Genomic DNA, 13708 nt, shown 5'->3' on the forward strand with positions numbered 1-13708 from the left:
CCGCCGGTTTCATCCACTCCAATTGTTTTCGCAGCGATTGACGGGATGCGACTGGCGGACTAGCTTTGCGCATCAATTCCACACGAACCGAGGGAGGATTACATGACATATTTTCGATATCATGATCGAACCCGCGGTCCCGTCCAGGCCCTGCAAACACGTTTGTAGGGCTGATCGAAGGACATCATCCACGTCACGACGATCTGCCCAAAAAGCGGCTCATGAAGCCGCGTTTCCCGGTTTGAAAGTTACGACACATGTCCCTGATCAATCTGCGCAATCTTGGCGTTACGCTCTCCATACCGCTGTTTGAGAACCTGAACCTGAGTCTTGAGAAAGGCGACCGGATCGGGCTCGTCGCTGCCAATGGCACAGGCAAGTCCACCCTGCTCCGCATCATTGCGGGCCTTGCCGACGCAACCCATGGCGAGATCACCCTTGCCAGGGGCACGAAGGTTGGGCTTGTTGCCCAGGACGTTCCGGACAGTCTCCTGGAGCTGACCTTCTATGATGCAGTCCTGTCCGCGTTCGCGCCGGATGACGCCGAGACGGAAAGCTGGCGCGTCGATATCGCGTTGAACGATCTTCAGGTTCCCGAAACGCATTGGCAGCAACCCTTGCAAAATCTGTCGGGCGGCTGGCAGCGGGTGGCCCTTCTTGCGCGGGCCTGGGCAGATGAACCCGACGTCCTGCTGATGGATGAGCCGACAAACCACCTGGACCTCAACCGGATCGGCATTCTGCAGGACTGGATGGTGACCGTTGCGCGCGGCACGCCGATGATCATCGCGAGCCACGACCGCGCCTTCCTCGACGCCGCATGCAACCGCACCCTGTTCTTGCGCCGCGAGGCATCGCATGCGTTTTCTCTGCCCTTCAGCAGAGCGCGTCAGAACCTGGCGGAACTCGACAACGCAGCAGAGCGCCGCTTTCAAAACGACCTGGCCAAGGCGAACCAACTCCGGCGCAAGGCTGCAAAGCTGAAGAACATCGGCATCAACTCGGGGTCTGACCTCTTGCTCAACAAGACCAAGCAACTGAAGGAGCGGGCGGACAAAATCGAAACCGCGGCCCGGCCCGCCGAAAGGACGCACTCGGCCGGCAAGATCCGGCTGGAAAATTCCGGCGCCCATGCGAAGTCGCTGGTTAGCCTTGCGGAGTCCTCCGTGACAGTTCCCAACGGGCGAACACTGTTCAAGCTTCCACAGCTCTGGATCAATCCCGGTGACCGCGTTGTCGTTCTGGGTGCGAACGGCAGCGGAAAGTCGCGCCTCCTGTCGCGGATCATGGATGCCCTTGCAGCGGAAACCGCCGACACGCGCGTCGCCCCGTCCGCCGTGCCGGGTGTCTCGGATCAGACCCTGTCGCAACTGGACCGCTTCAAGAGCCCCATGTCCGCGGTGACGGAAGCGTCCGATGTCGGTGATAACAGGGCACGCGCGCTGCTTGCCGAAGCCGGGCTTGCCATCGATCTGCAGGAAAAGAGTATCAAGGCCCTCTCGGGCGGACAGCGCAGCCGGTTGGCCATGCTGCTGCTCCGGCTCCAGCGGCCGAACTTCTACATACTTGATGAACCGACAAACCATCTGGACATCGACGGGCAGGAAGCGCTCGAGCGCGAACTCCTCGATCACGAGGTGACAGCACTGATTGTCAGCCACGACCGGGCCTTTGTCCGCAATGTCGGCACCCGGTTCTGGCTGATCGACGGCAAACGGCTCTCGGAAACGGACAGTCCCGAGCCATTCTTTGCCGCACAGCTTGATGCGACAGAGTGACGGTCAGCCCAGGACGACGACCTTGGTGCCGACATCGACGCGCTTGTAAAGATCGATGATGTCCTGGTGCCACATGCGGATACAGCCGCTGGACGCATTGGTCCCGATGCTGCTCGGCTGATTGGTGCTGTGAATGCGGTAGAGCGTGTCCTTGTTGCCCTGCCAGAGATAGAGGCCCCGGGCGCCGATCGGGTTGCCCGGGCCGCCTTCCTGGCCGTCACGGTATTTTTCCAGTTTCGGGTCGCGCTCGATCATCTCGTCCGGCGGGAACCACTTGGGCCACTCGCGCTTGAAGCGGATCACCGCTTCACCGTTCCAGGCAAAGCCTGCCCGGCCGACGCCAATGCCGTAGCGGATCGCCCGTCCACCCGGCTCAACGAGATAGAGAAACTTCTTTCGCGGATCGACGACGATCGTGCCGGCCGGATACCGGGTCGCATAGAACACCGTCTGCCGCAGATATTTCGGGTCGAAGGACTGGTAGTCGATGCCCGGAAGCGAGAAGCCGCCATCCCGGACCGGAGCATAGGCGGATGCATAGTTCGGCGTTCCGTCGGCCAACGGCGTCAGGCCTGCCTGAACGGTCGATTTCTGCTGGCCCTGACAGGCCGCCAGAAGAAACGGAACAGAAAACACCAGACTGCGGCGGCTCAGTTTTCGCGACATGTTCGTGTCCTTCGGCTCTTTCGCACCAATTCAGGCATTCCGGCAACTCTGCCTTTTCGAAACGCCTCATGCACCGCCGACCGGCGCATTTCCGTCAGCAATCAACAAATGCAACATCAAGAGAAGGCAACAGTATTATGGTAAATGCGACCTTAACAAGGGCAGTCAGGGATCAAATACGCGGCGCGTTTGCCGCGTTGCATGGCAGTTCTGCCGATGGCTGCCGGCGCTTAACGGGGATCGCTTCCGTCTTTCGAGCGCGCCCGGCTCAAGGCAGTGCTGATTTTTCCGGTTGTGGAGAAAAACACTCATTCTTCAGGTACTCGAAGCCGACTGCACCGGAGCGTCCGTTGAGAGCCCATCAAGTAAATTCGACACATATCTCAATTCAGAATTCTCCTTGCACACAAATGAATTCACTTACTTTCGCAAGGTAATTTATGTATCCATCTCATCACTTCATGTAAAACAATTGAAAACGAAATAACACAAGCATATAATACGCTATAAAAACTCATAAAATTTCCCTCCTTTCCTTTCTTTTCTCTTTTTGGTTGTGAGTGCGCGTGTATGTTGGAGCCAGAGGACGAAACCGCTGAAGTAAAAACGGGCGATCTTGCCGGCATAACGAAATGGGAGCGGTACAGCGACGAAAAGGGCGGAGCCGGGCAGGAACGGCGCGATTTTGAGCGATTTGCAGTTGCTATCCTGAAGGTTCAGGACAAGTTACGCCGGAGGTCCGGGGCTCTGCGGATAGACCGCGCCCAGAATGCCAAGGCACTTCTGTCGGTCGACAATGCCGTCCTGCGCGTTGCGGAGGACTTGCCGGACGATCTCGTGGCGGAGCATTGGCAGAAGGGTGCCGAACTTGCCACGACGCTCCGTTTGTCAAATGCCAGCGGCCAGCATCAGCCCGACAACGAGCGCGATCTGCGCGGCGCGGCGCTCAGGGTCGATACCGGAGGCGAAGTTCAGGACCTCCTCATGACCAACTATCCCGTTTCCCATGCGCGTGACGCGGAACAGTTCATTGCCTTTGCAAGCGCGATGGCCGGCAATCGCATCATCGGGATCGTCAAACTTCTTTTCGCCGTCGGTCCGCGCGAAGCGGTCCGCATACTGCGCACCATTGCCAGAGGAACGGGCCGCACGGTCCATACGCTTTCGCAGGAAAGTTTCTGGAGCCACGGCGCGATCCTGTGGGGCGATGCCGGCCCGGTCAGGTACTTTCTCCGGCCTGCATCGGACGAAGCCGCGCCCGAATCCGACAAGGAAAGTCCGAAGGGTCAGAACTCCCTGCGCAACGAAATCGCGCAGAGAGTTCGTGAGGGCGATGTCAGCTGGGACCTCTGCGTCCAGCGGTTTGTCAGTGAAGACATCACGCCGGTCGAGGACGCCGCCGCCGAATGGCCAGAGGACAGGTCGCCGCCAATCGTTGCTGCGCGGCTCACGATCCCCCGGCAGGACGTGACAACGCTTGAGGCACAGGACAAGGCCGCGGCCATCGACAGACTGGCCTTCACCCCCTGGAACACGCAGCCCGGCTTCCGTCCGCTCGGCAATCTCAACAGGGCGCGCAAGGCGGTCTATGCGGCAAGCGCTGCACATCGGGCCCGCAAGAGGTTTTTTGAACCGGTCCCCTTGCGCAACAGGATCGTGACTGCCGCGCTCGCACCGACATTCAGCCTCGTCAATCGTTGGCGTCCCTGGTACCGGCTGCCGCACCTGGTTGCGCTCCTGAACCTGTCGCTTCTGCGCCATCAGCTGCGCAAGGAGAACCTCATCGACCGCGAACCGGTCGAACCCAATCCGCAGGCGACCCAACCGGACGGGCCTACGCCCGAAGCTGCCTGGGATGGCCGCTTCTTCGACGGCAGGCAGAACGATCTCAGCGTGCCGGATATGGGCAAGGTCGGTGCCGTCTTCGGCCGCAACCTTGCGCCCGATCCGCGCCCGGACGACATAAACACGCCCAACCCGGTCGAAATCAGCCAGCAGTTGCTCTACCGGAAATCCTTCATCCCGGCGACCTCGCTCAACGTGCTCGCCGCCGCCTGGATCCAGTTCCAGGTGCATGACTGGGTGCAGCACGCCCGGCGGCCTCTTGGCGAAAAAGACCTGGAAGTGCCGATGCCGGATGGCCAGACCTGGAAAAACACGCCGAAGGGCAGGAAAGAGCCCGTCATGCGGATCGCCGGGGATCGGCCAATCGGACCCGAGGGCGATGCCGGCCTGACATTCCAGAACACCGTCTCGCACTGGTGGGACGGATCGGAAATCTATGGCAGCAGCCTTCAGACGTCCGACCGGCTGAGAGACGGCACCGGCCCGATGCTGCGCCTCGACAACGGATATCTGCCGGAAAACAATCTCGGCATGGAAGTCACCGGCTTCAACGAAAGCTGGTGGCTCGGCCTCTCGGCCCTGCACACACTGTTCGCACGCGAACACAACACCGTCTGCGACGCGCTGCGCCGGGAGTACCGGGACTGGAGCGATGAACGGATCTACCAGACCGCCCGGCTCGTCATCTCCGCACTGATCGCCAAGATCCATACGGTCGAGTGGACACCCGCCATTCTCGCCACACCCGAGATTGATGTTGCCCTCAACGCGAACTGGTCCGGTCCGGCGGGCGCCTTGACGCGCATCGGGCTCTGGCTCCAGGAAGCGCACGCCCTGCGCGGCATCCCGGAAACCCTGCCGGATCATCACAATGCGCGCTATTGCCTGACGGAGGATTTCGTCACCGTCTACCGGCTGCACCCGCTCCTGCCGGACGACTACCGCATCCACGACAGTCAAACAGGCACCTTCCGGGAAAAGTTCGAATTCAACGACATCCAGGGCACCCGAACCGATGAAGTCATGCGCAGGATCGGCCTGCCGGATGTACTCTATTCCATGGGCAACGCCCATCCTGGCGCGATCACGCTGCATAACTATCCGCGCGCCCTGCAGCATTTCGCGCGCACGTCGCATGATCTGAAGACCGAAATCATCGACCTTTCCGTTGTCGATATCGTGCGCGAACGCTCGCGCGGGATCCCGCGCTACAACAAGTTCCGCCAGGGCTTGCACAAGCCGCCGATCCGCAGTTGGGAGGAAATCACCGCCAACAGCGAGGACGTGCGTCTGCTGAAAGACATCTATGGTTCGTTCGACAATATCGACACGATGGTCGGTCTCTTTGCGGAAACGCCTCCGCCGGGCTTCGGCTTCTCCGACACCGCGTTCCGCATTTTCATTCTGATGGCGACTCGCCGTCTGCAGTCGGACCGGTTCCTGACCGTCGACTTCCGCCCGGAGATCTATTCGCCGCTCGGGATTGCCTGGGTTCAGGAAAGCACGATGACCAGTGTCATCCTGCGTCATTTCCCGGAATTCGCGAGCGTTCTACCAACCGGGCAAAGCGCCTTTGCGCCCTGGCGTCCGCGCCAGACCTGAGGAGACACGCCGACGCCAGTCTCCGTTCCACGCTCGAAAGGTGTGTGGCGTCTCGCGCTCTGGGCTCTGGGCTCTGGGTTCTGGGCTCTGGGCTCTGGGCTCTGGGCTCTGGGCTCTGGGCATTGAACACCGTTGTGCTCGCCACAATCATCTCCGCCGGCCGCCTCATCCATGAAGAACCAGATGGCCAGAACCGGATTTCCGCTCCCCTCCAGATGCCTCATATGCGGGCGTTCAACCAGGGCCGCAACAGAACCTGCCCGGACCTGGGTTCACGAAAACGCGCCCCACCCGATCACGCGTCTCAGGAGCCTGTTTCGGCCGTGTTTTCGTAGGACGCCTCGTCTTCCGGGCTGTCGCCTCTCCAGTCCGGATCAAAATAAAAACTGCTGGCAACAACCAAAACAACCGCAAGCCCGACGCATCCAAACGCGAGCAATACCGCGCCTTTTTCAAAGTTCCTGTTCTCCATGGATCCCCCAATTGGCCAAGAGAGACAACAGGAGTGAAGCCGATTGGATTGAAGCTTACTTAACGGCAGTGGTTAACTTGGCATTTTACGACAGCGTGCCCCGGCATTGCCAAGAAATAGTTTGGGTTGGGTGATAAGGTTGTCCTCTGCCAATCAATCAGCCACAGACTTGAAAGCTCATTTTTCTCAGGGTTTTCAACCTCACAAACAAAATCCCTGAAAGCCTGAACTCTCCTAAAGGACATCAGACAATATCGGACTGTCCGCTATCGAAACGCGCCCCCCGGAGCGGCTGCGCGCACCGTCTCTAAAGCATTGTTTTATATAATTTTCCGCTTGGCTCAGCGTTGATGACAGCTCTGTTTGCCACGCTGAAGATCCGGGACTTCAAGTCGGCCTCAAGACTGCCCCGTTTTCGCAAACTGCCTAACCCTCAGCAGGACCTTTGGCGTAGAGCTATCAACAAACAGCTCAGAATGTCCAAAGCAGTGCAATGCTTGCACCCTTGGAATGGGTGATGCTTGCAAGGGGGAGTCAATCTGGGTTGGTCGCAAACAATAAATCATCTGAAGCGAACAGAGCTCCGCCCGAAAACAGTTCTGTACAGCTGCGCTGAAGCCTTGGCCGGGTCCACTTGCATGCGATTTTTTCAACACCTCCTGCGGCCTCACAGCCAGTCAGGTATACGCCAGGATCCCGAATATGGATTCTTGCATATCGGCAAAACCGGAGGCACAACAATCGCTTCTCTTTTGAACGAAGCAGCAAGCCATAACTACCGTACGCCCCGAGTGCTCGGACATGATTACTCGATGAAACAGGCGATGTGCGAGTTTCCGAACATCAAGCTCTCAGTGACAATCCGGGATCCGATTGAGCGAATCATATCCGGCTTCAACAGCAGACTGCGCCAAAGCAGACCCTCTTATACGGCGCTTTGGAAATCGGAAGAGGCCGTTGCCTATCTATGGTTCCCGACAGTTACCGACTTCTTCAACGCGAAAATCTCCGACAATGAACGGCTCAAGTCCGCTGCCCTGTGGGCGGAACAGGCAATGGGTCACGTAAGACGCGGCTATGTCTACCATTTTGAGTCTCCGGAATTCCTGGAACAGAACAAGCATCGCCTGTATTTCGTTGGAAAACTAGACGATTTGTCCCGCTCCGCCTTTCGCTATCTGGAGCCTTGCGGGGTCCCAAAGAGCTTTTGCGATGACCGGCTTGTAAGAAAGCATTGTGGAGCCGGCACGACACAGTCGAGTCGCGACACCTTGTGCCCGGACCTCGTCAAGACATTGAGAGACATCTATGCCGACGAATATGCGATATATGATAAACTGCTGAGCATCGCGAAATAATGCTCAAAGGCCCTGCTGCTGCTTTGCGCAGGCTTCCGTCCCCTCTTCGCGCGGCAGTCCATTCGCCTCCCATTGACTGAACCCGGTCAATCAAATCACGAGACATGTCTTGGTGCTGACGGCATCAGATCCGGCTTTGGCCCAGGATGAGCGAGGTAATCTTTATTTGCGATCTGAACCCAGGCACTGATCGCTTCAAATAACCGGGACGGGACCCATGAGAAAATTCAAGATCAGGAACCACTCGTCGATTTGTCTGACACAGCTTCGCGTCTTGTAGGTTATCCAAAACAAAAAAAAGCCCCGGAAAACCGGAGCTTTTTGGGAAGATGTCAGACCGTGTCGGACTGTCTGAAATCGGAATTTGGTGCCAGGAGAGGCATGTGATTTGGACTATTAAGTGTTGTTTTTTATATTTATAATTCAATTCGATTATTAAAAGACCAACAAAAAGACCAATATTTTACGCTTTTGTCGCATCGCAACGAATGTTCATTGCGGGCGGGAAGCTGACGTTTGCTGCATTTTGGACGAATGTCCGGAAGTGATCGGAGAACGGACGGTTGGTTTCTCGAATTCCATGGGGCGCAATCGGACGCGGAAACTTAAGACCGTTTAGCCACGATGGATTGCGGCTCAGCTTGACTGGGGCTTGATGTCGGGGCCGGAAACTGAACGGTGTATCGTAGAAGCAGTCTTCGTTGGGCGGCCTAGAGCGCGGTCTTCGAGGGGGTTGCCACATAAGCGACCATCAGCCCTGCCAGGATGGCTGCGATATTCAGAAACGCGTGCCACTCGGCTGAAAATCCGCTGGCTGCGCCCGCTGTCGCGCCGGCCTGCAGACCAAGCAATGTGGCCGCACCGGGGACCAGCATCATGACTACAGGATTGATGATGATCAATGCAGGGCGCCCCGAATTGCGTGCGTAGGTGTTTGCAGCGAAACCGAGTGCGGCAGCTCCCAAAAAGGAGCCCTGCCAGAAGCCAAGCTGACCTCCGGCCTCCATGCCGGCATACGTTATGACCCCTGCCAAGACGATCCAGGGCAGATCAGCCAAGTCGGCTTGAAAAATGACTGCAAGCGAGATGACAAGGACTGTCGCAAAGCCCCAGAGCAAGGGCGTTGCGTGCGGAGCTGCCGGTACGGCCTCGGGCAGCACAAAGTAGACCGAGACTACCACCCAACCCGCAATAGCTCCAAAAAACAGCTTGAACGTCGACATGATCGCGGCGGACAGACGCTCAAGTCCGGACATGATTAGCCCGGCTGCAAATTCGGAGACGCCGACGGTCAGTCCGAAACCGGGCACCAGCACAACGAGACTGCAAAGAGTGATTTTTGACGCGTCCATTCCTGGAAACACAAGTGAACTAAGATAGGCCAGCAAAGAAACGATGAATGCGGACAAGAACTCCAAACGTGCGCCCAGCATGGGGATGCGCTCGGCCAATCTGACAAGCGCATATACCAGCAGGCTGCCCAGAAACGCGATTGCCACGTTTGTCCATCCAAGTGACAGAAGAACGGCGAAACCTGCGCCACACCCGCCATAGGCCAATCCAACGACCGCTGGCCCGAATGTATCGGGGAGGCTTTCAAGCTTTCTAATTTCACTCAGTGTCTCGTCGACCGTCAACTCATTAGCTTCCAGCCGGTTCATGATTTTCGAAAGCCACGCCAACCGTGTCAGTTGAAATCCGGGTGACGGCAACGGAATGTAGCGGATAAGCTGCTCCTCCCGGCCCTTTTCGGAAATCGCGTACATGATCGAAGACGGCGTGACCCGGAAACTGCCTGTATAGCCAAGCTCTTCGGCCAGGCTCAAAAGAAACGCCTGCAATCTGCCCGATGTCACCCCAAAACCATGCGCCAGCCTAGCGGTTTCAGCCAATAGCTTCAGATTCTTTGTCGTATCACGGGCCGTTGTGCGTTCGTCATGCATTTATTGCAGGTTCCGCTTCGCAGCGCGCAAGGGCATTCCGGATCACCGGAACGTTGCAAACGCCTGCTCTGGCAATGAAAACGAGGGTCGTGTGAGGCTCAATATCTGCCCAGGGCCGATCGGCAGACAGGACCGCGCGCCGGCCGACCATTTGCAGGAGGTGCCGCCGTCCAGGGGCATCCGTTGCGTAGATAAAACCCTTTGCGCGGAAAAGCTCGGGCGGGAGCTTGTTCAAAACCTTGTTCAGCAAGCCCAGACGCAACGGCCTGGTTGACGTAAAAGAAAACGTTTCAAAGGCTTCCTTGTGATGACTGTGGTCGTGAACAGGCTGACCGCTAGCAAAATGTTTCTCGCCCAACACCTCCTGATGCAATTCAGTGCGGTGTTCTTCCGATGTTTCAACGCCGAGCAGCGCTTCAACTGGTACCACACAGTTCGAGGTTGTCAGCACCTGGGCTGACTTGTTCAAAGACCAAATCTGGGCTTTCGCCTTTTCAATAGTTGCATCCGTCACCAAATCAACTTTGTTGAGAAGGATCAGATCACCGCCCTCGATCTGTTCGCTTGCCAACTTCATTTCCTTATCGGGAATTGCCAGAAACTGTTCGGCATCAACGATCGTTATGACACCGTCCAACAGGATAGACGTGCGGATTTCAGGTTGAAGGAAGGCCCGATAGACATTGTTGGGATCGGCGACACCGCTGGACTCAATCACAATGTGGTCCGGTTTGGGGTCGGTTTTGCAAACATCCAGAACGGCCGATATCAAATCCGATCGTATCGCACAGCAAATACAACCATTTGCGAGACTGACCATGCCTTCGCCGACATCAGTAACAAGTTCGGCGTCAATGTTGACCGATCCGAAATCGTTCACGATGACAGCAATGCGGCGCCCATGATCAGATGTCAGGATGTGGTTTAACAGCGTGGTCTTTCCAGCTCCCAGGAATCCGGCGACGATTGTCACTGGAACCGGAAGTTTTGCAGCATCGAAACGAGATCCCGCTGTCATGATCAGAAGCCGAAGGTGAAGAAGTCACTCATCCGGGTCTTGACCTTGTTGGTCCCCTCAATGGGTCCGACATCGCCAAGATACCACCGAATGGCGATTTCGGGTTTCGAAAGGTCCGCGTTGACATTGATGAGCGTGCGTTCCTTTGGACCGGCTTCAGCCTTTTCATCGTCGATGAATGCACAATGGATTTGGTCGAGCATAGCTACGACGTCCTCGCGCTTAAAGGGTGGCTTGAGCTTGGCATAAGCGTCGCGCAGGATGATTTGCCTCGTGAAACTGCCGTGTTCCGCCTCCATATCGAATTCCGGGTAGGTGCTCGGTTCGGGATAGGTGTGGAGTGGATGGTTGGTGGCGAATAGGGGTTCGTTGGCGACCCGGTCGACGAAAACATAGGCCTGTGTCGTCTGATCGATCTCGAATACCGTGGCGTTGCCGCTCGCATCTGCGATCATAACGTGTGCATTGATCAGAACCTGCATCAGGTGGTTCCGGAGAATGAGATGCTTGGCCTCCTCGACGGTCGCACAGGTCGACAGGATGTAACCGAAGGATTGGGTCAGCGTGATGCCCGAAACGTTCATGCCGCCAGACGGGCTGGTTTCTCCCCCGATCCCCCAAGGGTCGTGAAACGCTGTGACATATAGACCCTTTTCGTTGATCCCGTCGATCCACGGCCAAAGCACTTCATGGCCACCAACCTGAATGGTGCGATATCCCTTGTCGGGGCGGGTTTCCAGGACTATTCCCCGCTCCCAGCAGCTGTAGGCCCCTTGGGGAGGCTCTTTGCCAAGGAGCTCACTCCAGAGAACCATGGCCATCAGGTCGAAGTTCCGAGAGACATACGTGGCGCCGGTGTCTGTCTTTTCATGAGGTAGAACCGCGGCGGAGCATGTATTCGCGCCGAGGCTTGCGCCACGCTGGGAATCGTAGAGGTCATAGGGCAGTGTCGTGCCGTCGTAGACGACGTCATCCTCGGGCATGCCAAAGGCCCTCAGAACGCCTTGGGACTTCTCCAGCATTTCCGGCCAGTTGCGGGCTAGATACTCGCGCCGCGCCTGTGCGTAGATCGGTGCGTCATAAGCGCATAATTTCGTGCCGTATTCTTCCCTGGCGAGTTTGCCGAGGTCGTAACCGATCTCACCGTTCGTCCCTTCGACGATTATGTGTCGTGGCTTGGTATAGTCGTTATCACCAGCTTCAAATACGGGTTCATTTTTAACGATCGCCATAATTTTTCCTGTTTAGGTTGCCGATGTAGGCAGGTTGACCAACCTCAACTCGGGACGCTCACCCAGTTAGAGAACTTCAGGCAACGACGGACGCACGGACCGGCTGGCCCGGCATGACCGAAGTGTCCATTTCCTCGTCGCGGATCAGAAAGGTGCCGTTGACGAGAACATGATGCATACCCTTCGAAATTTTCACAGGTGCCTGGAAATCGGCCTGTTCCGACACTGTCTCGGGGTCGAATATGATGATGTCGGCATCTGCTCCTGCCTGTATCCGGCCTTTCTTTTTCATTTGGGGACAGGCGTTTTCAAGGATCAGAGCGCCATTGAGAGACGCTTGCCGGATTGCGTCCATCCAGCTCATGACGCCGCGTTCCCGCACCCATTTGCGCAAAAAACGGGCATAGTTGCCGCAGGCGCGCGGGTGGTTGCTTAAACCTTCCGGCAAGGGCCATTCCGCACCTTCATAGAAGCTGCCGTCAGCTGCGACGTTGGGTAGGCCGTCGGTGCAAATGGACGTGCCGGGATACATGACCGACATATCGAGCAGGCTCGCATCATGCGGGTTATCGTCTTCTCGCAGGAAATGCACAATCACCGAGTCGCCCGGGTTGGCCTCACGCGCGGCCACGAACTCTTCCTTGGACGAAAAATCATGCATGTCCTACACGAGTGTGAAGTCTGACCATTCGATTGCCATTCTGTCTTCCACATCCGAAGGATCGAACTCTGCCGCGCCAATTCCGGAGTTGCCGGCACCATAGACATACGCCTCGGTGGTGACCGGAAGACCGGCTTCCTGCGCATTCTTCACGATATCGACGATGGTGGGGATGTCGCGCAGACTTGTGCTGTTCCAATGACAAATGTGGGTTTGCGCGCCAGTTGCCCCCGCAAGGCCAATCAGCTCGATGACGTTGCGAACGCCCGAATTCGGATCGAGCATCGAAAGGTTCTGGATATGGGTATAGGTCGGTCGGCCGTATTTCTTGGCAAGTTTCCAGATTTCCCTGCATTCCTTGAGACCTGCACCTGGAGCATAGCCCCACGCAAACCCGATCCCGATGGCGCCTTCTTTGAGACCCTGTTCGAGGAGATCAATGATTTGCTGCAATTCGTCGCCATGAGCCGGGTTTTCGACCCATTCCTGTACATCGAAATTCCCCATGGTGAAGGTCATGGTGGGAACGGGTTTGCCATTCACCGCCTTTTCCGGATTGAGTGTCACCGTGCGTGCCGCCAGCCAACCGGCAGAAATACCGTAGTTAATCGGCCTGCCTTCCGCTGCGCAGTTGTCATAAAACTCGCCGACGGGAAGAAGCCCGGCCTCAAGCTCGAGTGCCGTAGTGAGACCGTCGAAGGCCTGCATGCGATTGCTGGCAATGTTCTGGCCGTGGGCATGCAAATCGATAAACCCGGGCGAAACGATCAGTCCCGAAACATCTACAACATCCCGGCCTTCCAGGGGCTCACGCGAAATCTCGGCAATCGTGCCGTCTTTAATGCCAACATGAAAAATACCGTCCATGTAGGTTTCAGGATCGATCACACGTCCATTTGCCAAAACAGTATCGTAGCTGGTCATCTCACCTCACCATTATCCGGCTCCCTCAGCGTTCGCGCACAAGGTCTGCGGCCAGTGCGAAGACCGTGATCAGACGTGCTTTCAAACCAGAAACTGGAAGAGCAACCATGATGCTAACGTTGTTGCGTCAGATCATCTGGCCATTTCGCGCCAACGCGGCGCAATAGGATGTGCTCTTCCTTCAACCAGTTGAATTGTCTTTGGTTTTC

10 protein-coding genes are annotated in these 13708 nt (G+C 57.0%); 3 read left to right on the forward strand and 7 right to left on the reverse strand.

The window, feature by feature from the left end:
• The first annotated feature begins 257 nt into the window (after positions 1–257).
• Positions 258–1778 carry an ABC-F family ATP-binding cassette domain-containing protein gene (locus RDA78_RS02380; RefSeq protein WP_434053775.1) on the forward strand — a complete coding sequence of 507 codons (1521 nt, stop codon included), beginning with the start codon at positions 258–260 and terminating at the stop codon, positions 1776–1778.
• Between the two features lie 3 nt (positions 1779–1781).
• Here the strand turns inward: RDA78_RS02380 and RDA78_RS02385 are convergent, their stop codons facing one another.
• The gene (locus tag RDA78_RS02385) at positions 1782–2444 is read right to left on the reverse strand and encodes a L,D-transpeptidase (protein WP_434053776.1); all 663 of its coding nucleotides are present in this window, start codon (positions 2442–2444) and stop codon (positions 1782–1784) included.
• 570 nt (positions 2445–3014) lie between these two features.
• Here RDA78_RS02385 and RDA78_RS02390 point away from each other — a divergent pair.
• Positions 3015–5891, forward strand: coding sequence for a peroxidase family protein (locus RDA78_RS02390; protein ID WP_434053777.1), 2877 nt, complete (start codon positions 3015–3017; stop codon positions 5889–5891).
• Between the two features lie 304 nt (positions 5892–6195).
• Here RDA78_RS02390 and RDA78_RS02395 read toward each other — a convergent pair whose 3' ends face one another.
• On the reverse strand, positions 6196–6363 hold the full coding sequence (locus RDA78_RS02395; RefSeq protein ID WP_434053778.1) for a hypothetical protein: 168 nt from the start codon (positions 6361–6363) through the stop codon (positions 6196–6198).
• An 812-nt stretch (positions 6364–7175) separates the two neighbouring features.
• Between RDA78_RS02395 and RDA78_RS02400 the strand changes: the two genes are divergently transcribed.
• Complete coding sequence (locus tag RDA78_RS02400; RefSeq protein WP_434053779.1) at positions 7176–7721, forward strand: hypothetical protein; 546 nt, start codon at positions 7176–7178, stop codon at positions 7719–7721.
• A gap of 710 nt (positions 7722–8431) precedes the next feature.
• Here the strand turns inward: RDA78_RS02400 and RDA78_RS02405 are convergent.
• The 5 genes from RDA78_RS02405 to RDA78_RS02425 form a co-directional block, all read right to left on the reverse strand.
• On the reverse strand, positions 8432–9664 hold the full coding sequence (locus RDA78_RS02405; protein WP_434053780.1) for a threonine/serine ThrE exporter family protein: 1233 nt from the start codon (positions 9662–9664) through the stop codon (positions 8432–8434).
• Positions 9657–10637, reverse strand: coding sequence for a CobW family GTP-binding protein (locus RDA78_RS02410; RefSeq protein ID WP_434053781.1), 981 nt, complete (start codon positions 10635–10637; stop codon positions 9657–9659). The genes RDA78_RS02405 and RDA78_RS02410 overlap by 8 nt, the downstream gene beginning before the upstream one ends.
• A 47-nt stretch (positions 10638–10684) precedes the next feature.
• Complete coding sequence (locus tag RDA78_RS02415) at positions 10685–11914, reverse strand: C45 family autoproteolytic acyltransferase/hydolase (RefSeq protein WP_434053782.1); 1230 nt, start codon at positions 11912–11914, stop codon at positions 10685–10687.
• 76 nt (positions 11915–11990) lie between these two features.
• Positions 11991–12575: an amidohydrolase family protein gene (locus RDA78_RS02420; RefSeq protein WP_434053783.1), complete on the reverse strand. Its 585-nt coding sequence runs from the start codon at positions 12573–12575 to the stop codon at positions 11991–11993.
• Positions 12576–12578: 3 nt separating this feature from the next.
• Positions 12579–13499, reverse strand: a complete 921-nt coding sequence (locus tag RDA78_RS02425) for an amidohydrolase family protein (RefSeq protein ID WP_434053784.1) — start codon at positions 13497–13499, stop codon at positions 12579–12581.
• Positions 13500–13708: the final 209 nt, after the last annotated feature.

It is taken from the genome of Roseibium sp., from assembly GCF_051016195.1.
Lineage (GTDB): Bacteria > Pseudomonadota > Alphaproteobacteria > Rhizobiales > Stappiaceae > Roseibium.

Bases quoted from the DNA above. Each gene is read 5' to 3' on its own strand.
- RDA78_RS02380 (WP_434053775.1), top strand. From the start codon at position 258: ATGTCCCTGATCAATCTGCGCAATCTTGGCGTTACGCTCTCCATACCG.
- RDA78_RS02385 (WP_434053776.1), bottom strand. From the start codon at position 2,444: ATGTCGCGAAAACTGAGCCGCCGCAGTCTGGTGTTTTCTGTTCCGTTT.
- RDA78_RS02390 (WP_434053777.1), top strand. From the start codon at position 3,015: ATGTTGGAGCCAGAGGACGAAACCGCTGAAGTAAAAACGGGCGATCTT.
- RDA78_RS02395 (WP_434053778.1), bottom strand. From the start codon at position 6,363: ATGGAGAACAGGAACTTTGAAAAAGGCGCGGTATTGCTCGCGTTTGGA.
- RDA78_RS02400 (WP_434053779.1), top strand. From the start codon at position 7,176: ATGAAACAGGCGATGTGCGAGTTTCCGAACATCAAGCTCTCAGTGACA.
- RDA78_RS02405 (WP_434053780.1), bottom strand. From the start codon at position 9,664: ATGCATGACGAACGCACAACGGCCCGTGATACGACAAAGAATCTGAAG.
- RDA78_RS02415 (WP_434053782.1), bottom strand. From the start codon at position 11,914: ATGGCGATCGTTAAAAATGAACCCGTATTTGAAGCTGGTGATAACGAC.
- RDA78_RS02420 (WP_434053783.1), bottom strand. From the start codon at position 12,575: ATGCATGATTTTTCGTCCAAGGAAGAGTTCGTGGCCGCGCGTGAGGCC.
- RDA78_RS02425 (WP_434053784.1), bottom strand. From the start codon at position 13,499: ATGACCAGCTACGATACTGTTTTGGCAAATGGACGTGTGATCGATCCT.